This is a genomic window from Spirillospora sp. NPDC048911 (assembly GCF_043198015.1).
Classification (GTDB): domain Bacteria; phylum Actinomycetota; class Actinomycetes; order Streptosporangiales; family Streptosporangiaceae; genus Spirillospora.
On sequence record NZ_JBICUD010000004.1, the window covers coordinates 804,085 to 823,691 of the forward strand.

The following is a 19,607-nucleotide window of genomic DNA, read 5'->3' on the forward strand; positions in this document are numbered from 1 at the left end:
CCCGTTACCTGCACCCTGGATTCCACAACCCCGGCAGGCTCCCGCAGGAGGGACAGTGATCGTGAGACCGGAGGGCGGCCCGCGGGTTGTCGTGGGGGTCGACGACTCGGCGGGCGCACGCTGCGCGCTCGCCTGGGCGATCGGCGAGGCCCGCATCCGGGGGCTGCCGCTGCTGGTCGTCCACGCCGCGCCGCTGCCCGCCCACGTCGCGGCGGCCGGCCAGCTCGGCTGCGTGAGCGAGGCGCTGCAGAGCGCGGGCGAGCAGCTGATCGCCCAGCTGCTCGGCGAGGTGGCCGACGGCGCGCCGGCCGGGGTCGAGACGGCCGCGCTGTCGGTCGTCGGGGAGCCCGGCGCCACCCTGGTGCGGCTCACTCGCGGCGACGACATCCTCGTCGTGGGCCGGGGCGAGCGGCCCGCCCTGTCCCGGCTGCTGCGCCCGTCGGTGCGCCTGCACTGTGCCCGCCGCACCCGGGCCACGTTCGTCTGCGTGTCGCCGCCCGCCGTCCAGTCGGTCATCGAGCAGCTCTCGGCGGGCGAGCGGCCCCACGACCGGTTCGGGATCCGCCGGCTGAGCCAGCTGCTGTGGGGTTCCGACTCCGGCACCGGCTACGGCGCCGGCGACCGCTGAGCCCCCGGGCGTGAACGGCGGGCGTCCTTGTGCGACGGTGTGAACCATGCGCAAGTACGTGATCTTCGGCGTCCAGGGCAGCGGCAAGGGCACCCAGGCCCTGCTCATGGCCAAGGACCTCGACCTGGTGCACATCAGCGTCGGCGACATCTTCCGCTGGCACGTGCAGAACCACACCAAGCTCGGCGCCCAGGTGCGGCGCATCATGGCCGCGGGCGAGCTCGTCGGCGACGACCTCGTCGAGGGCGTCGTCCAGGACCGGCTGCAGCAGCACGACTGGAACTACGGCTTCGTCATCGACGGTTTCCCCCGCAACGCACGGCAGGCGGAGTTCTTCCTGGAGAGCTACGACATCGACTCGGTCATCCATCTCGACCTGCCCGACAGCGAGGTCCGCCGCCGCGTCCTCGCCCGGCGCCTGTGCTCGCGGTGCGGGCTGGACTACAACCTGATCTCGACGCGGCCCAAGGAGGAGGGGCGCTGCGACGTGTGCGGCGGTGAGCTCGTCGCACGCGAGGACGACACCGAGGAGGCCCTGGCCGAGCGCCTGCGCATCTACCACGAGAAGACCGACCCGGTGCTGGCGCTCTTCCGGCGCAAGGAGTTCGTGGTGAGCGTGGACGCCCGCGCTGACATCGCCACGGTCCAGCGGGACCTGCGGCAGCAGCTCAAGCTGCCCCAGCCCGCCCTCTGAGCCGTCCGTCCGGGTCAGCCGAACGCCTGCACCTCCAGCCCGTAGTAGCCGGGCAGGTCGTCCCACGGGTTGGGCTGGTCGCGGTCGGTCACATAGCAGGCTTGGGCGTTGCACCTCCGCGCCTGCAACAGCACCTCGCAGAGGGCGTGGCGCGGCGTCGCGTACACCAGATGGCAGAAGCGCCCGGCGCCGGCCTCCATCACCCACTCCGGCGCGCGCAGGCTCCGGTACGCGCTCCACGGCCCCTCGAAGGTGACGAGCAGGTCGGCGAGGGCCGCGTAGCCGGGGTCGGGGTGAACGCCGTGGTTGAACACCACGTACTCCGCCCCCTCCGCGCGGACGGCCCGGACCGTCCGCGCGTAGTGGCCCAGCTGCCGGCGCCCCGCCGCGGCCCGGTCGAGGAAGACCCGCCGGACGCCGTACCAGGCCCGGTAGCGCCGCACCTCCGCCGCCACCTCGCCCGGCGGGCGCCGCCCGTAGGCGGTGTCGACGTAGCCGGCGAGCGTGACGCCCGCCGCGCGGGCCCGGCCGGCGACGGCCGCGAAGTCGGGGGCGCGGGCCGGGCCGGGCCCGCCGTCGACGTTGACGACGGCCAGATGCGGGGACGTGTCGGCGAGTTCCGCCCACGCCTCCGCGGCGGGCGGGAAGTACGCCGGCACGACGATCAGACCGGACATTTCACCTCGTTCCAGAGATGAGGGCGCGAAAGTAAACGGCTGCCGCGTCGCCGCCGCGAGCCGAAGGAAAGTTCCCTCCAGGAGGATGCGGTGCGCCCGCCGCGCGAGTAAAGGGAATCTCGGGCCCGACCTCGCCCGGGACCGGTCCTAGGACCGGGTCACGTGCCGTGGAGTTCGTTCCACCGGAAGATCGCGTGGTCCCGGTCGTACACGCCGAGCCGCTTGTAGATCTGGTGGATGTGGTTCTTGACCGTCTTCTCGGCGATGACCAGGCGTTCGGCGATCTGGCGGTTGGACAGTCCCGCGGCGACGAGGTCCATGATCTCGGCCTCGCGCGGGGTCAGCAGCAGGGCCCGCTCTCCGGACACGGTCAGCTCTCCGTCGTGCAGCCCGCGCACGAGCGCGGTCATGACGGGCGGGGAGACGCAGGCCTCGCCCTCGGCCACGGCGCGCACGACGTCGACCAGCTCACCGGGTTCGAAGTGCCCGTAGAGCAGGCAGCCGTGCGCTCCCGCCGCCAGCACCCGGACCAGCGACCGCGGGTTCACGCCGGTCGACAGGACGATGACCCGGGTGCCGAGGTCGGCGTTGTGCAGCGCGGCGACCCGTTCGCCCAGCGGGGGCGGGCCGCCGAGGAGGACGACCCGGGGGCGGTGTTCGCGCACCTGGGCGACCAGGGCGTGGGCGTGGCCGGCCTCCTCGTCGCCGCCGACGACGACGAGGGCCGGGTGTTCGGTCAGCGACGCCCGCAGGCCGAGCCTGATCACGGGGTTGTTCTCGGCGATGAGCACCTTGACGGTCGGTGTGGCCGTTCCGCTCACGCATCGATCCTCAAGTCGCTTTACAGGGGCTCGACTGATCATAGTTGATGTTCAGTCAAGGCCCCAGGGGCGACGGGACCCGGCCGCCGCGGCGGCCGGGTCCGGGACGATCACCGGTTCAGGCCGGGGGCAGGTCCAGCAGCGCGGCCAGCGCCGCGCGGTGCCGGTCGGGCGTGCCGAACGCGAGCGAGATGCTCTTCGCACGCTTCATGTACAGGTGCGCGGGGTGCTCCCAGGTGAACCCGATGCCGCCGTGCATCTGGACGCACTCCTCCGCCGCCTTGACGGCGATGGCCGAGCAGTGCGCCTGGGCGACGGCCACCGCGATCTCGGTGTCGGGGTCGCCGGCCGCGACGCAGTCCGCGGCGTAGCGGGCGACAGCGCGGGCCTGGGTGATGGACGTCCACAGGTCGGCGAGCCGGTGCTTCAGCCCCTGGTACGAGCCGACGGGCCGGCCGAACTGGAAGCGCGTCTTCAGGTAGTCGACCGTGGTCTCCAGGCACCGTTCGGCGAGGCCCAGCTGCTCGGACGCGAGGAGCGCGGCGCCCGTGAGCAGCGCCGTGCGCACGGCACGCGCGGCCACCTCGCCGTCCGCGACGCGCCGGGCCGGGACGTCGGCCAGCGCGATGTCGCACAGCCTGCGGGTCATGTCCAGCGAGGTCACGGCCGTCCGGCGGACGTCGGCCGCGTCCACCGCGTACAGGCCGTCCTGCGCGGGGACCAGCAGGACGTCGGCGGCGAGACCGTCGGCGACGCTGGTGATGGCGCCGGTCAGCGTGCCGCCGGCGGCCCGCGCGCCGTCGCGCATCGCCACGCCCGGGGCCGTGGTGAACGGCACGGCGAGGACGGCGATCTTCTCCCCGGCGGCCAGCTCGGCGAGCAGGTCGCCCTCGCCCGCCGCCATGAGGGCGGCCGTGGCGAGGACGGCGCTGCCGAGGAACGGCACGGGCGCGACGGCCCGGCCGAGTTCCTCCATCGTCACCGCGGTCTCGCGCCAGGTCGCGCCCGCGCCGCCCTGCTCCTCGGGGACCGGCAGCCCGGCGCAGCCGAACTCCGCGGCCACCGCGCGCCAGAGTTTGGCGTCGTACGGCTCGTCCCGTTCGGTCCCGGCGAGCACGTCCGCCCAGGCGCACTTGTCGTCGAGGAGCGCGCGCAGGCCCGAGCGCAGGTCGTTCTCGATCTCGCTGTACAGCAGGTCGCTCACTTGGGGAGGTCCTTCCACGCCACGTCCTTGTCGACCCGGATCTCGCCCGGCAGGCCGAGCACGCGCTCGGCGATGATGTTGCGCAGGATCTCCGAGGTGCCGCCCTCGATGGAGTTGCCCTTGGCGCGCAGGTAGCGGTAGCCGGGCGAGCGCCGGGTGAAGTCCACCTCGTTCGGGCGGCGCATCGTCCAGTCGTCGTAGCGCAGCCCGTCCTCGCCGAGCAGTTCGAGCTCCAGGCCCGAGACCTCCTGGTTGAGCTTGGCGAACGCGAGCTTGGCCGCCGAGCCCTCAGGGCCGGGCTGGCCGGCGGTGAGCTGCTGGCGGAGCCGCTCGCCGGTGAGGCGCGCGGCCTCGGTCTCGACCCACGCGCGCAGCAGCGCGTCGTGCAGCCCGGCCGTGCGCAGCTCGGGCCGGTCCCGCCACGCCTTGGCGACCACGCCGATCATGCCGCTCTCGCGCGGTGTCGCGGCGCCGCCGATGGCGACCCGCTCGTTCATCAGCGTGGTGGTGGAGACCTGCCAGCCCTGGCCGACCTCGCCGAGCCGGTGCGCGTCGGGGATCACGACGTCGGTGAGGAAGACCTCGTTGAACTCGGCCTCGCCGGTGATCTGCCGCAGCGGCCGCACCTCGACGCCGGGCGCGGTCATGTCGCAGACGAAGTAGGTCATGCCGCGGTGCTTGGGCACGTCCGGGTCGGTGCGGGTGACGAGGATGGCCCAGCGGGCCTCGTGGGCCATGGAGGTCCACACCTTCTGCCCGTTGACGATCCACCGGTCGCCGTCGCGCACCGCGCGGGTGCCGAGCGCGGCGAGGTCGGATCCGGCGCCCGGCTCGCTGAAGAGCTGGCACCAGACCTCCTCGCCCGTCCACAGCGGCCGCAGGAACGTGCGCTTCTGCTCCTCGGTGCCGAACGCGAGGATCGTCGGCGCCGCCATGCCCAGGCCGATCCCGTTGCGCTCGGGCTGGTTGCGCGGCGCCTTGGCGGCGGCGAACCGCGCGTCCACGGCGGGCTGCAGGGCGCGCGGCGCGCCCAGGCCGCCGTGCCCCGCCGGGTAGTGCACCCAGGCGAGGCCCGCGTCGTACCGCGCCCGCAGGAACTCCAGCGGCTCCATGGTCGCGGGATCGTGCGAGGCGAGGAAGTCGTCGACCCGCGCGCGCAGGTCGTCGGCATCGGGTGGTGCTGTGCTCACGGAACGGACCTCCACATACCAACCGGTCGGTATGGCCACCTTAGGAAGCGCGCCGGGGCCCGTCAACAACCGGGGTCAGGCGTCGAGCTCGGCGGGCAGCCCGGCGCGGTGGATGACGGTGAGCGTGGTGACGGCCCGGGTGAGCACCACGTAGAGGCGCGCGAGGCCGCGCTCCTCGGCGGAAACGATCTCCGCGGGCTCGGCGACGATCACGTGGTCGTACTCCAGGCCCTTGGCCAGGGACGCCGGAACGATCAGCACCCGCCCGGCCGCGACCGCCTGCGGGCCGAGCACATCGTGCGCCAGTCCCGCCCCGGTCAGTGCCGCCCCGTACGCGGGAACGGCGGCGTCGGGCACGATCAGGCCGATCGAGCCCTCGCGGTCCAGCGCGGCCTTGACCGCCTCGACGACGCCTTCGGGCAGGTCCGCAACGCGCCGTACGGTCAGGGCGTGCGCTCCGGCGCGCAGCGAGCGCGGCACGGCCAGGTCGGGCGCCACGTGCGGCAGGAGCCTGGCGGCGAAGTCCAGCACCGAGCCGGGGACGCGGAAGCCGAGCGTCAGCTCGGTGACCTCGCCCTCCTGGCCGAGGTGCCGCAGCACGTCCTTCCAGGAACGCGCGGACCAGGCGGTGGTGCCCTGCGCGAGGTCGCCCAGCACCGTCGCCGAGCCGGTGGCACAGCGGCGGCCCAGCGCGCGCAACTGCATCTCCGACAGGTCCTGGGCCTCGTCCACCACGAGGTGGCCCAGCGACGGGGTCCGCTCGATCAGATCGCCGAGCTCGTCCAGCAGCGCGCGGTCGGCCGCCGTCCATTTCGCCGAACGGTGGGAACGAGCGGGCTTGGCCCACCCGATGGCCGCCTGCTCCTCGTCGGTGAGCACGCCCCGGGCGGCGGCCCGCAGCTCTTCCGGGTCCGAGAGCAGCCGGAAGAGCACCTGCTCGGCGGTGACCTTGGGCCAGACCTGGTCCAGGAGCTGCTTCACCGGCTTGGAACGGGCGACCTGATCCTGCACCCGGTCGTCGGGCGCCTCGCCGCGCTCCTCCATCCGGACCAGGATCTGGTGGGCGAGCCGCTGGGCGAACGAGGTGCGGCCGTTGCCGTACCGCATGGTCCCGCGCAGCGCCGCGGCGATCTCGCGGACCTCGTGGTCGGCGAGCCGGAAGCGGCTCGCTCCGCGCGTGACGACCAGGCCCTCCTCCGGCTTGCGCAGGTGGCGCCAGAGCGCCTTGCGCAGCACGTCCGCCATCCGGGCGTCGCCCTTGACGGCCGCCACCGCGGCGGGCTCGGCGGCCGTGGGCTCGCCGAGCAGGTCGTCGATGGTGGCCTGGTCGACCTGGACCTCGCCGAGCGCGGGCAGCACGGCCGCGATGTAGGCGAGGAACGCGCGGTTGGGACCGACGATCAGCACGCCGGACCGGGCGAGCCGGTCCCGGTGGGTGAACAGCAGGTACGCGGCCCGGTGCAGGCCGACCGCCGTCTTGCCGGTGCCGGGGGCGCCCTGCACGCACACGGTCGCCGGCAGATCGGCGCGGACGATCACGTCCTGCTCCGGCTGGATGGTGGCGACGATGTCGCGCATCGGCCCGGTGCGGGGGCGCTCGATCTCCTCGGTCAGAATGGTCGAGGGGCCGAGTACGCGGCCGTCCAGGGGCTCGTCCTCGAACGCGGTCAGCTCGCCGCCGCCGAAGCCGAACCGGCGCCGCCGCCGCCAGCCCATCGGGTCGGCCGGGCCTGCCTGGTAGAACGCCCGCGACACCGGCGCCCGCCAGTCCAGGACCAGCGGGCGGCCCTCGTCGCCGTCGTGGATGTGCCGCCGCCCCACGTACATCGTGCCGGGCAGGTCGCTGCCCGCGTCGTCGTGGTCCATCCGGCCGAAGAACAGCGGAGTGTCGGGATGGTCGGCGAGGGCGGCGACGCGCAGCTCCAGCTGCGCCTCCAGCACCTGTTTGGAGACCCAGTCGGCGGCGACGTCGGCGGACAGTGACTCGGTATGTTCGCGCATCCGGCGCAACGCGGCCCGTGACTCGGCCAGATGCGCGCGCTCGGCGGCGAGGGTCTCCGTTTCGGTGGTCTCGGCTTGTTCGGTCCCGGGCATGCGAGCAGACCTCCGGACGAGGGGCGGGTGAGGGCGAACCGAAAAGCCTACCGCCGGCCCGGGATCAGAGCTCCTGATTTTTCAGGGCAGCCGGGGCAGCCGGCGGCCGTAGAGCCACGACTCGAACAAGGGCTCGGGCGTCTGCGCGGCATGGCGTTCGGCCAGCCGGGTGAACTCCTCGGTGGTGACCGTGCCGTGCCGGTGCTCGGCGGTCCACTCCCGCAGCATGGGGAAGAACCGCCCGTCCCCCATGGTCCGCCGCAGCGCGTGCAGGGTCAGCGCGCCGCGCTTGTAGACGCGGTCGTCGAAGATCAGCTCGACGCCGGGGTCGGCGAGCACGAGGTCCTGGGGCTGCTCGGCGAGCCGCCGGTGCCAGCGCAGCGCGTGCTCGTCGGCGGGTTCGCCGCCGGAGTCCTCCGACCACAGCCACTCGGCGTAGGTGGCGAAGCCCTCGTGCAGCCAGATGTCGCGCCAGCGCGCCAGGGTCAGGCTGTTGCCGAACCACTGGTGGGCCAGCTCGTGCGCGACCAGGCGCTCGGCGCCGCGCCGCCCGTCCACATGGTTGGTCCCGAAGATCGACATGCCCTGGGCCTCGACGGGGATCTCCAGCTCGTCGTCGGCGACCACGACCGTGTACGCGCCGAACGGGTAGGGCCCGAAGCGCTCCTCGAACGCGGCGATCATCTCGCCCTGGCGGCCGAAGTCGTGCCGGACCCGGGCGGCCGCCGTGCTCGGATAGGCCAGGCGCTGCGCCACCCGTCCGTGCACCTCGGTCGTCTGGTAGCGCCCGATCTGGACGCTCGCCAGGTAGGGCGCCATCGGCTCGTCCTGCTCGTACACCCAGGTGGTGCTCGCGCCGGACCGGGTCCGCCCTGTCTCGCGGCCATTGGCGACGACGTGGTAGGCGGACGCGGTGGTCACCGAGATCCGGAAGGACGCCTTGTGGTCGGCACGATCGTTGCAGGGGAACCACGAGGGGGCGCCGATCGGCTGCCCGGCCACGAGCGACCCGTCGGTGAGCTGCTCCCAGCCGAGCCCGCCCCACGGGCTGGAGACCGGGCGCGGGTTGCCGGTGTAGCGCACCTCGACGGTGAACCGCTGGCCGCTGCCGAGCGCGCGCGGCGGGGTGACGTTGAGCTTGTCCCGCCGGTGCCGGAAATGGCCGGGTTTGCCGTCGATCAGGACCTTGCCGACGCGGAACGGTCCAAGGTCGAGGTCGAAGCGCACGAGCGGCGCGGTGGCGACCGCCGACAGGCGCGCCGTGGCGTTCAGCCGGTTCGGCCCCACCCGGTGGTCGAGCTCCAGGTCGTAGTGGCCGACCTGGTAGCCCTCGTTGCCGTGCCCGGGAAAGTAGGTGCACCGCTCGACGCCCGGAGCATCCTCGATCATGACGCGTTCACTGCGGTCGGAATCCTCCGGGGTCGAGCTCGCCGGCGTGCCGCCTCCCGGCACGCCTCTCCTCAGCGCGCGCCAGATCATTCAGCGCGCGCCAGGCCACGCCGCGATCGGGTTGCCGAGCCACCGGGTGCCGGCGGGCAGTTGCTCGCCGCGCATCACCAGGGACGCGGGTCCGACCGTGGTGTCCGCCCCGAGGCACGCCGCGGGGAGGACGACACCGTTCGAGCCTAGCGTCGCACCCCGCTCCAGCACGACCGTGTCGATGCTCATGATCCGGTCGTGGAACAGATGGGTCTGCAGGACGCAGCCCTGGTTGACGGTGGCACCGTCGCCGAGCCGGATGAGGTCGGCCTCGGGCAGCCAGTACGTGCCGCACCAGACGCCGCGGCCGATGCGGGCGCCGAGCGAGCGGAGCCACAGGTTGAGGGGCGCGGTGCCGAGCCAGGGCTCGGCGAACCAGGGGGCGGCGAGCACCTCGACGAAGTTGTCGGCCAGCTCGTTGCGCCAGACGAACGAGCTCCACAGCGGCCGTTCACCGGCGCGGATCCGGCCGATGATCGCCCACTTGGCGGCCGTCGCGATCGTGGCGGCGAGCACTCCGGCGGCGATGGCCACGGCGCCACCGAGCAGGGCGGCGGCACCGAACCCGTAGGTGCCCGCGAGCCATTCCAGGGCCGCCACGGCCAGCACGCCGACGGCGACCGTGAGCATGGCGGGGATGATCCGGCAGAGCTCGACGGCGGCGCGCGCGGCTTTCAGCCGCCGGGGCGGCCGGTAGGTGCGCGACTGGTCGCCCGCGCCCACCGTGCGGCGCAGCTTCACCGGGGGCATGCCCAGGTAGGAGTCGCCGGCCTTGGCCTTCTTGGGCGCGGCCGACAGGACGCCGATGAGCCCGCCCTTGGGCACCTTGCGGCCGGGCCCGGTCATCCCGGAGTTGCCGAGGAACGCGCGCTTGCCGATGCGGGCGCGCGCGATCCGCATGCGGCCGCCGCCCAGCTCGTAGGGCGCCACCATCGTGTCGTCGGCGAGGAACGCGCCGTCGTTGACCGTGGTCATGGCGGGCAGGGCCAGCACGGTGGACAGCTCGACGTCCCGGCCGACCTTCATGCCGAGGGCGCGCAGCCAGGCCGGCGTGAGGATGCTGGCGTACAGCGGGAACAGCCACACGCGCGCCATGCCCATCAGCCTGCTGGTCGCCCAGGCCTGCCATGCCTGGCGGCTGTGCACCGGATGGTCGCCTTCGCCCAGCCCGAGGGAGAGCAGCCGGACCGATACCAGCGTCGCCAGCGCGAACGTGCCCATGCCCGCGAGGGTGGCGAGGGGCACTCCGGCGAGCGCGGCGGTGAGCGCCTCGCCCAGCGTCGTGGTGCCCCGGACGAACGCGCCGAGCACGGCCAGCCCGGGGATCGCCGCGATCAGCGGGAGCATGCTCAGCGGCAGCGCGGACGTGCCGTACAGCGCCGCCCATCGCCGCCGCCGCGCCGGCGGCTCGCCCTCGTGGGGGCGGGCCTTGCCCCGGCGCACGGCGGGCGCGCCGGCCCAGCGCTGCCCGGCGGGGACCCGCCCGGTCACCGCCGAACCGGCGGCCACGCGCGCGTTCTTGCCGATCCGGGCGCCGGGGAACAGGACGGCGCGGGCGCCGACCGTGGCCCCCGGGCCGACCCGGATCTCACCGATCCGGAGCAGGTCGCCGTCCAGCCAGTGACCGGTGAGGTCGACCTCGGGGTCGATGGCGGCGTTGCGCCCGACCTTGAGCATCCCGGTGACGGGCGGCGGCGAGTGCAGGTCGACGTCGGGCCCGATCTGGGCGCCGAGCGCGCGGGCGTACAGCGTGAACCACGGCGCGCCCGACAGCTCCGCGGCGCCGAGCCGGGCCGCGAGCTGCTCGGCCGTCCAGAGCCGCAGGTGCACCGATCCGCCGCGCGGGTGGTCGCCGGGCTTGACGCCGCGCAGGAGCAGGCGCGCCCCCGCGGCCGACAGGCACATCCGACCGGCGGGCGTCACGAACAGCAGGCCGCCCGCCATCACCCACCACCAGGACACGGCCGGTGCCCAGGGCAGGCCCGCCACGTTGTTGAACGCGGCGAGGCCGACCACCCAGCGCATCGTGCCGAGCGTGAGCAGCGGGATCATCAGCAGCGTCTGGAGCAGCGCGGCCCGCCTCGGCATGGGCGTGACCACCCGGTCGGAGACGGTGCTCTCGGGCGCGTCCCGCGCCTCGGTCGCGCCGAGATGGCCGGCGAGGGCCCGCAGCGTGGGGTGCTCGTAGATGTCGCCGACGGCCACCGACGGGTGATGCGGACGCAGCGCCGAGACGAGTCGCGCCGCGCCCAGGCTGCTGCCGCCGAGGGCGAAGAAGTCGGCGTCGGGGCCGCCGGGCGTCTCACCGAGGATCTCGGCCCAGCGTGCGGCCAGCCACTCCTCCGCGCCGGTCATGGGCGCCGAAGACCCTGCCGCGTCGTCGCCGCCGCTGCCGGGCAGCGGCCACGGCAGCGCGTCACGATCGACCTTGCCGGAGGTACGGGTCGGCAGCGTCTCGACGCGGGCGAGGCGCGGGATCAGCGACGCGGGCAGCGCCTCGCGCAGCCGTTCGCGTGCCGCCGCCTCGTCGAAGCCGTCGTCGGGGACGAGATAGCCGACGAGGAGCTGGTGACCGGCTCCGGTGGCGCGCACGGCCGCGGCGGCGCCGCTGACCCCGGGCAGCGCCTGGAGCGCGGCGTCGATCTCGCCGAGCTCGATGCGGCGGCCGCCCAGCTTGATCTGCTCGTCGGCGCGGCCGACGAAGACCAGGCCCTCGGGGTCGGCGCGCACGAGGTCGCCGCTGCGGTAGGCGCGGTCCCAGCCGAGCGCGGGCAGCGGCGCGTACTTCTCGGCGTCCTTGGCCGGGTCGAGGTAGCGGGCCAGACCGACGCCGCCGATGACCAGTTCGCCGGTCTCGCCGAAGGGGACCGGCTCGCCGCCGGAGTCGACGACGGCGAGGTCCCAGCCGTCGAGCGGCAGGCCGATCCGGACGGGGCCTTCACCGCCGAGGGGGGCTGCGCACGCCACCACGGTGGCCTCGGTGGGGCCGTAGGTGTTCCAGACCTGGCGGCCGGAAACGGCCAGCCGCGCGGCGAGTTCGGGCGGGCAGGCCTCGCCGCCGAAGATCAGGAGCCGGATGCCGGCCAGGGTCTCGACCGGCCAGAGGGCGGCCAGGGTGGGCACGGTCGACACGACGGTGATGCCGCGTCCGGCCAGCCAGGGTCCGAGGTCCATGCCGGTGCGGACCAGCGCCCGCGGCGCGGGGACCAGGCAGGCGCCGTGCCGCCAGGCGAGCCACATCTCCTCGCAGGAGGCGTCGAACGCCACCGAGAGCCCGGCCAGCACGCGGTCGGACTCGGTGGCCGGGAAGAGGCGGGCCTCGGCGTCGACGAACGCCGCCGCGCTGCGGTGAGTGACGGCGACGCCCTTGGGCTTGCCGGTCGAACCCGAGGTGAAGATGATCCAGGCGTCGTCGTCGGGGCCGGGACGCCCGGCGCGGCCGCCCGGCGTGCCGAGCATGGTGACGGCGCGGCCCTCGCCGATGACGGCGCAGACGCCGGCCTCGCCGAAGACCAGCGCGGCCCGCTCGTCCGGGTCGTCGGCGTCGACGGGAACGTAGGCGGCGCCCGCGGTCAGCACGCCCAGGATCGCCACGTACAGGTCGGCGGTGCCCGAGGGCACGCGCACGCCGACGCGGTCGCCGCGGCCGATCCCGGCCTGCTCCAGCTCCTTGGCCAGGCGGCCGGCCTCGGCGCTCAGGCCGTCGTAGTCGAGGCCGGTGGTGCCGTCGTCGAGCGCGGGCGCGTACGGATGCCGCAGCGTCGTGGCGTCGAGAACGTCCAGCAGGGTGCGCGGCGGCGGTGCGCCGCCGGGCGACCGGAACACGGCGCTCGCAGGCGCGTCGGCCAGAATCGGGCCCAAGCTCTCCCCCGGTGTCGAGGCGATCGGCGGCCGTTCCACCGCGGCACCGCGGGTCGCACCCCGGTCATGTCCCGGGGGCCCGTGCCGCTCGGCCACCACGGCGGCGCACCTCGCGCCGCCGGGGGATTCCAGCGATCCCCGTGGCCGCCGGACCCGCCCGGACGGTTCGCGTCCGGCCGCGGTCGGCGTGCCACAAGCTCGACACTGTACTCGATGGGGGTGAACACGCCCGGTGGCGGACGCGCCGCCAGGAATCGCCCTGGCGGCGCGCCCGCCACCGGTGCGCGCGAAACCTCAGGTCACTCGCGGTGCGTCACTTGCGGCGCGCCACGTCGTACGCGGCGGCGCCGATCAGCTCCAGCGACACCTGGAGCCGCTGGACGCTGACGTTGCCCCGGACGGTGTCCTCGGGCGTGTGGTAGACCGGCTCCAGCTGGGCCGGGGACTCGCCGCCGCGCCAGCTGAAGTTGCCCGCCGCGACGCCCTTCTCGTAGAAGGCCTCGTGGTCGCTCGAACCGCGGGCGACCGGGCCCTTGGTCTGGCCGACGTAGCCGAGCCGCTTGGCGGCCTCCAGCACGGCGGTCGTGGTGGTGTTGGGGTTGCCGTCCACCGACAGCAGCCAGTAGGTGCCCGCCGGCGGGTGGCTGGTGGCGACCATGTCGTTCTGGAAGACGCCGGTGATCTGCTTGAGCTGCTCCGGGGTGAGCTTGCTCACGTAGTAGCGGGCGCCGACCAGGCCGAGCTCCTCCGCGCCCCACAGGCAGATCCGGATGTTCTGCTGGGTGGGCAGGCGCTTGAGCACCCGGGCCAGTTCCATCGACAGCACGGTGCCGCTGCCGTCGTCGTTGCCGCCGGGCGAGCCGGGCACGCTGTCGTAGTGGCCGCTGACGATGACCGTCTTGCCCTCGGGGTTGGGGAAGGTGGCCTTGCGGTCGGCGATGACGTTGTACGAGGTCAGGTTGGTGTGCTTGGTGACCTCGAGGGAGAAGCGGCGGGCGCCCGAGCGCAGCTGCGTGCCGTGGTACTCGGCGAGAACCAGCACCGGGACGGCCACGTACTCGGCGAACACGATGTTGAGGGACTGCGCCTTGCGCTCGGGGTAGGTGGTCGAGCGCACGTTCTGGATCAGGACGGCCTTGGCGCCCTTGGCGGCGGCCGCCTTGGCCTGGTCGAGCTCCTTGCCGGTGACCCGGTCGAACAGCGCGATCTTGCCGGTCAGGTCGGCGGTGACCTCGGTGGCGTCCTTGAGGTCCACGATCTCGCCCTTGACCCGGCCGGTGGCGGCGTTGAGGACGGCCCAGCTCTGCCAGTGCTCGCGGCGGCCCTTCACCTCCACGCGCATCTCGGCGAGGTTCTTGTCGGGGACCGCGAACGGCTGGAGCGTGACCTTGTAACCCAGGTCGCGCAGCACTCCGGCGGCGTAGCGGGCGGCGCGGTGCTCGCCGCGGGTGCCGGCCACGCGCCAGCCGATCTCGTCGCTGAGGACCTTCAGGTGCTTGAGCGCGCGGCGGGCGTCGACGCGGGCGACGACGGCCTTGTCGCCGGTGCTCAGCGAGGGCGGCAGGGCGGCGCCGGGGCGCTGCCGGGTCGTCGCGGCGGCCGTGCCGGGAAGCAGGCCCACGGTGGCGAAGCCCGCGAAGGCCGCGGCTCCGGCCAGCAGGTCGCGGCGGTTGACCTCGGACATGGCGTCTCCATCCGGATGAAGGGCGGGCCGGAACGCCGGAACCCGGACCCGGATCGCGGGCGGGTCGGCGCTGACCTGCCGGGAAAGTTCAAGGAAGTACCCCGTTTGCCGCGAATCTACGAAATGCCGCATTGGTCAGACAAGATCACCAACTCCGGTGCAACCGAAACGTGATCAAGCGCGGACATCGCGGAACACCTCGGGATTGACGCAGTTCCTGGGCGGCTCGCCCGCGCGCAGCCGCTCGATGTCGTCGGCCACGAGCTGCGCGCCGCCGGCTTCGGCGTCGAAGGTGGCCCCGCCGATATGGGGCGTCATCACCACGTTCGGCAGGCCCGCCAAACCAGGCGCGGCATGGTCGAGCCCAGCTCCCGCCAGGTGGCCCGACGACAGCGCCCCGGCCAGCGCATCGGCGTCATGCAACCCGGCCTCCGCGGTGTTGAGGAACACCGCGCCCGGTTTCATGATCTCGAACTGCCGCGCCCCGATCATCCCGGCGGTCTCCTCGGTGAGCGCCGCGTGCACCGACACCACGTCGGCGACGTTGAGCAGCTCCGGCAGCTTGTGCGTCGCACCGTCCGCGTACGGATCGCAGGCGATCACCCGCATGCCCAGCCCGTCCATCCGCCACCACACGGCCTTGCCGACCGCGCCCAGGCCGACGATGCCGAACGTCCGCCCCGCCAGCTGCCACGCCCGGTGCCGCTGGTACGGGGTGACGCCGTCCGCGTAGACCGACCCCTCCCGCACCGTCCGGTCGGCCGCCACGACCCCCCGCGCGGCCGCGAAGAGCAGCGCCACCGACAGCTCGGCGACCGCGTCCGCGTCCCGCCCCGGGGTGCGGAGCACCGGGATCCCCCGCGCGGACGCCGCCGCGACGTCCACGTTCACCGGATCACCCCGGGTGACCGCGATGACCTCCAGAGGCTGGTCGAACACCGGTCCCGCGACCTCGTCCGCCTCGGTCACCAGGATCGTCGCGCCCGTCTCGGCGAGCCTGCGCGCCACGTCGCCGGCCGGATGGAGCCGGAAGGGCCGCCGCTCGACCGCGGGCTCGTAGACCACGTCCGTCAGCTCGTTGAGCCGTTCCCAGCCCGGCCCCCGCATCGGCGCGAGCACCAGCGCCCGCCCCTTCCGCTCCCCCATGCCGTCCCCCTTCGCCGTACAACGTCCCCTTTCTCACCCGAAAAGGCCGAGAGAAACCGAGATCAGATCATCGATGGACGTGCCCGTTGAAACGGGGCAGGGCCGTCAGTATCGTGATGCTTCGCCAGTGACCCAGATCACATGAATGCACAGGAGCCATGCCGACGGACGAGGGTCTCCGAGTCGCCGGCGTGACCGTGCGGTTCGGCGAGGTGATCGCGGTGGACGGCGCGGGGCTGGAGGCTCCGCCGGGCACGGTCACGGGCCTCATCGGGCCGGGCGGGGCGGGCAAGACGACGTTCTTCGACGTCATCACCGGGCTGCTGCGGCCCGCCGAGGGGACCGTGCATCTCGACGGCGCCGACCTCGGTTCGAGCACGCCGCGCGAGCGGGCGCGGCATGGCATGGCCCGCACGTCCCAGCGGGCCTCCGGATCACTGACCGTCCGGGAGAACGTGCTGGTGGCGGCCAGGAAGCACGCGGTCGCCCAGGAGAGGGGATGGCGGGACCGGCGGGACGCGCGCCGAGGCGCCGGGGACGTCGCCGACTCCCTGCTGGAGCGGGTCGGGATCGGCTCCTACGCCGGGTGCCGGGCTGATTCCCTCCCCGTCGGCGTCGCTCGCCTGATGGAGCTGGCGCGTGCGCTGGCGACCGAACCCCGCTTGCTGCTTCTGGACGAGCCGTGGGCCGGTCTGCCGGTCCCCGAGGCGCGCTCGCTCGAATGCCTCCTGCGCGACCTCGCCGCCGGAGGGCTGGCCGTGTTGCTCGTCGAGCACGATCTGGAGCTCGTGATGGGCGTCTGCGACGTGCTGTACGTCCTGGACGAGGGGAAGGTGATCTCCCACGGCCCGCCCGTCCAGGTGCGCTCGGACCCCCGCGTCCGGCAGGCCTACCGGTAGCTCACAGGTGCCGGCACGGCCGTGGGACGATGTCCAGATTTCACCAGGTGTTGATTTTCACCAGGTGTCGATCCAGCGGGCGGGGGGCGTGGGGAGTTCGGCGGCCGCGAAGGCCGTGGTGATCCAGTGGCGGGTGTCGGCGGGGTCGATGACGTCGTCGAGTTCGAAGACGGAGGCCGCGTTGAGGGCCTTGCCGTGTTCGTAGGCGGCGGCGACCATGTGCTCGAAGAGCGCCCGGGGGTCTTCGGCGGCTTCGAGCTCCTTGCGGAAGCCGAGGCGGACCGCGCCTTCCAGGCCCATGCCGCCGATCTCGCCGGTCGGCCAGGCGACGGTGGCGAGCGGCGCCTTGAAGCTGCCGCCCGCCATGGCCTGCGCGCCGAGCCCGTAGCCCTTGCGCAGCACGATCGTGATGATCGGCACGCGCAGGTTCGCGCCGATGACGAAGAGGCGGCTGAAGTGCCGGACGGTCGCGGTGCGCTCGGCGTCGGGGCCGACCATGAAGCCTGGGGTGTCGCAGAGCGAGACGACCGGCAGGCCGTGGGCGTCGCAGAGCTGGAGGAAACGGGCGGCCTTGTCGGCGGCGTCGCGGTCGATGGCGCCGCCGAGGTGCACGGGGTTGTTGGCGATGAGGCCCATGGGACGGCCCTCGACGCGGATCAGGGCCGTGATGACGCCGGCGCCGAAGCCGCGCCGGAGTTCGAGGACCGAGCCGGTGTCGGCCAGGTGCTCGACGGCGCGGCGGACGTCGTAGGCGCGCAGGCGGTTCTCGGGGATGAGGTGGCGGAGGAGCCGCTGGTCGTCGCAGGCCCACGGGGCTGAGGGGTTCTGGAAGTACGCGAGGTAGCGCTTGGCCGTCTCGACGGCCTCGGACTCGTCCTCGACGAGGATGTCGATCACGCCGTTGGGCACCTGGTCCCGCGCCGGGCCGATCTCCTCCGGCCGGAAGACGCCCAGGCCGCCGCCCTCGATCATCGCGGGGCCGCCCATGCCGATGTTGGCGTCCCGCGTCGCGATGATGACGTCGCAGCAGCCGAGGAGGGCGGCGTTCCCGGCGAAGCAGCGCCCCGCGGCGACGCCGACGAGGGGGACGTGCCCGCTGAGCCGGCCCATCGCGTGGAAGCTCATGACGTCCAGGCCGGACACGGTGGTGGTGTCGGTGTCGCCGGGCCGTCCTCCGCCGCCCTCGGCGAACAGGACGAGCGGCAGGCGGCGGCGTTCGGCGAGTTCCAGCATCCGGTCGGTCTTGCGGTGGTTCTGGTATCCCTGCGTCCCGGCCAGCACCGTGTAGTCGTACGACATGACCACGCACGGGCGCGCGTTGACGTCACCGATTCCGCAGACCATGCCGTCGGCGGGAGTGCGTTCGATGAGGTCGTCGAGGGAGCGCCGCTGGCGCTGGGCGGCGATGGCGAGCGCGCCGTACTCGGTGAACGTGCCGGGGTCGCAGAGGTCGGCGATGTTCTCGCGGGCGGTCCGGTGGCCGCGCGCGTGCCGCCGCCCGACGGCCTCGGGCCGGGCCGCGTCCAGTCCGATCTCGTGGCGGCGCCGCACTTCGGCGAGGTCGGCGCGGATCTCGTCGAGGCCGAACTCGGCCTCGTCGTCGGCGTGGTCGCCGCCGGTCTCGGCGGGCTCGACGAAGAGCAGCGGGGCGCCGTCGGCGACGGTCTGGCCGGGCGTGACGGCGAGCGACCGGACGAGGCCCGGCTCGGCGGTACGGACGACGTGCTCCATCTTCATCGCTTCGAGGATCACCACGGGCGCTCCGGCCCGGACGAGATCGCCCTCGGCCACGTCCACGCCGACCACCGTGCCCTGGAGCGGCGCGGTCACCGCGACCGTGCCGGGCGTCGCGGCTACGTCGGTGGCCGCTTCCGAGATGGTCGGCAGGTCGGCGAGGCGCTCGGCCACGAATCCGGTGTCGAAGGTGCCCGCGACGAAGTCCGGGTGCCGCAGGATCCCCTGGAGCAGCGGCACGGTCGTCGCCACCCCGGAGATCTCGAATTCGGCGAGCGCGCCGTTCACTCTGGCCACCGCGGCCGGGAAGTCCTCCGCGCGTGCGATCACCTTGGCCAGCAGCGAGTCGTACCGCAGGCTCGTCCGGTAGCCGGTGTAGCCGTGGGTGTCGACGCGCACGCCGGGGCCCGTGGGCGGCGCGAACGCGGTGAGCGTGCCGGCCTGCGGCCTGGGCGTCCCGTCGGGGTCGAGCGTCTCGGTGTTGACCCGTGCCTGCACCGCGCAGCCGGTGTGCGCCGGTGGCCGCGCCAGCCCGAGGTCGGTGAGGCTCGCGCCGCGCGCCAGGCGGAGCTGCGTCTTGACCAGGTCGACGCCGGTGATCTCCTCGGTGACGGTGTGCTCGACCTGGAGCCGCGGATTGGCCTCCAGGAACCAGAACTCCGCGTCCGCGACGAGGAACTCGAACGTCCCGAGGCTCCCGTACCTCACGTGCGCGGCCATCCGCACCGCCGCGTCGAGGATCCGGTCCCGCAGGTCCGCGGCCAGGGAGGGGGCGGGGGCGATCTCGACGAGCTTCTGGTGCCGCCGCTGGACGCTGCAGTCGCGTTCCCACAGGTGGGTGACGGCGCCGGAGCCGTCGCCCACGATCTGCACTTCGATGTGCCGGGCATGCGTGACGTGCCGTTCGACGTAGAGATCTCCGTTGCCGAACGCGGCGAACGCCTCGGACCTGCATCGTTCGTACGCCTCGGGCACCTCGGCGGTGGTCCGGGCGACGCGCATCCCGCGCCCGCCGCCCCCGGCGAGTGCCTTCAGCATCACCGGCCCGTGGACCGCCGCGAACTCCTGCGCGTCCGCCAGAGAAGTGGGCCCGCCCGTGCCAGGGGTCACCGGCACGCCGAGCTCCGCGGCCACCTGCCGCGACCGGGTCTTGTCACCGAAGAGCTCCAGCAGCCCGGGACGCGGCCCGACGAAGGTGAGCCCGGCGTCGGCGCACCCCGCCGCGAACGAGGCGTTCTCGCTCAGGAACCCGTAACCCGGATGGATCGCGGAGACCCCGCTGTCCTCGGCCGCGGCGAGGATCGCGTCCGCGTCCAGGTAACCGGCGGCGCCCTCGCCCGGCAGCTCGCGCACCTCGCCGGCGCGCCGCGTGTGCAGGGCCGCGGCGTCGTCGCGGGTATGGACCGCGACCGTCCTGATGCCCAGCTCGGCCGCCGCGCGCATCACCCGGACGGCGATCTCACCGCGGTTGGCCACCAGGATGCCGTTCATGACCC

General features: G+C 73.7%; 13 protein-coding genes. 3 read left to right on the forward strand and 10 right to left on the reverse strand.

Going from position 1 to position 19,607, the window contains the following annotated elements:
- The first annotated feature begins 55 nt into the window (after nucleotides 1-55).
- Complete coding sequence (locus tag ACGFNU_RS22415; RefSeq protein WP_392596356.1) at nucleotides 56-628, forward strand: universal stress protein; 573 nt, start codon at nucleotides 56-58, stop codon at nucleotides 626-628.
- Between the two features lie 46 nt (nucleotides 629-674).
- Nucleotides 675-1,322: an adenylate kinase family protein gene (locus ACGFNU_RS22420; RefSeq protein ID WP_392596358.1), complete on the forward strand. Its 648-nt coding sequence runs from the start codon at nucleotides 675-677 to the stop codon at nucleotides 1,320-1,322.
- A gap of 14 nt (nucleotides 1,323-1,336) precedes the next feature.
- Here ACGFNU_RS22420 and ACGFNU_RS22425 read toward each other — a convergent pair whose 3' ends face one another.
- The 9 genes from ACGFNU_RS22425 to ACGFNU_RS22465 all read right to left on the reverse strand — a co-directional run bounded on the left by ACGFNU_RS22425 (nucleotide 1,337) and on the right by ACGFNU_RS22465 (nucleotide 15,478).
- Nucleotides 1,337-1,999, reverse strand: coding sequence for a spherulation-specific family 4 protein (locus ACGFNU_RS22425; protein WP_392596360.1), 663 nt, complete (start codon nucleotides 1,997-1,999; stop codon nucleotides 1,337-1,339).
- Nucleotides 2,000-2,157: 158 nt separating this feature from the next.
- Nucleotides 2,158-2,820, reverse strand: coding sequence for a LuxR C-terminal-related transcriptional regulator (locus ACGFNU_RS22430; protein ID WP_392596362.1), 663 nt, complete (start codon nucleotides 2,818-2,820; stop codon nucleotides 2,158-2,160).
- Between the two features lie 118 nt (nucleotides 2,821-2,938).
- Entirely contained in the window at nucleotides 2,939-4,024 is a 1,086-nt protein-coding gene (locus ACGFNU_RS22435; RefSeq protein WP_392596364.1) for an acyl-CoA dehydrogenase family protein, read from the reverse strand.
- Complete coding sequence (locus tag ACGFNU_RS22440; protein ID WP_392596366.1) at nucleotides 4,021-5,214, reverse strand: acyl-CoA dehydrogenase family protein; 1,194 nt, start codon at nucleotides 5,212-5,214, stop codon at nucleotides 4,021-4,023. The genes ACGFNU_RS22435 and ACGFNU_RS22440 overlap by 4 nt, the downstream gene beginning before the upstream one ends.
- A gap of 75 nt (nucleotides 5,215-5,289) precedes the next feature.
- The gene (locus tag ACGFNU_RS22445; RefSeq protein ID WP_392596368.1) at nucleotides 5,290-7,308 is read right to left on the reverse strand and encodes a HelD family protein; all 2,019 of its coding nucleotides are present in this window, start codon (nucleotides 7,306-7,308) and stop codon (nucleotides 5,290-5,292) included.
- 81 nt (nucleotides 7,309-7,389) lie between these two features.
- Nucleotides 7,390-8,697, reverse strand: coding sequence for a M1 family metallopeptidase (locus ACGFNU_RS22450; protein ID WP_392596370.1), 1,308 nt, complete (start codon nucleotides 8,695-8,697; stop codon nucleotides 7,390-7,392).
- A gap of 90 nt (nucleotides 8,698-8,787) precedes the next feature.
- Nucleotides 8,788-12,648, reverse strand: coding sequence for a Pls/PosA family non-ribosomal peptide synthetase (locus ACGFNU_RS22455; protein ID WP_392596372.1), 3,861 nt, complete (start codon nucleotides 12,646-12,648; stop codon nucleotides 8,788-8,790).
- A 313-nt stretch (nucleotides 12,649-12,961) separates the two neighbouring features.
- Entirely contained in the window at nucleotides 12,962-14,332 is a 1,371-nt protein-coding gene (locus tag ACGFNU_RS22460) for a M28 family peptidase (RefSeq protein WP_392596373.1), read from the reverse strand.
- Between the two features lie 174 nt (nucleotides 14,333-14,506).
- Nucleotides 14,507-15,478, reverse strand: a complete 972-nt coding sequence (locus ACGFNU_RS22465; protein WP_392596375.1) for an NAD(P)-dependent oxidoreductase — start codon at nucleotides 15,476-15,478, stop codon at nucleotides 14,507-14,509.
- A 158-nt stretch (nucleotides 15,479-15,636) separates the two neighbouring features.
- Here ACGFNU_RS22465 and ACGFNU_RS22470 point away from each other — a divergent pair, with 158 nt between their 5' ends.
- Nucleotides 15,637-16,377: an ABC transporter ATP-binding protein gene (locus ACGFNU_RS22470; RefSeq protein ID WP_392596377.1), complete on the forward strand. Its 741-nt coding sequence runs from the start codon at nucleotides 15,637-15,639 to the stop codon at nucleotides 16,375-16,377.
- A gap of 57 nt (nucleotides 16,378-16,434) precedes the next feature.
- Here the strand turns inward: ACGFNU_RS22470 and ACGFNU_RS22475 are convergent, their stop codons facing one another.
- On the reverse strand, nucleotides 16,435-19,602 hold the full coding sequence (locus ACGFNU_RS22475) for a carboxyl transferase domain-containing protein (protein WP_392596379.1): 3,168 nt from the start codon (nucleotides 19,600-19,602) through the stop codon (nucleotides 16,435-16,437).
- Nucleotides 19,603-19,607 lie beyond the last annotated feature (5 nt).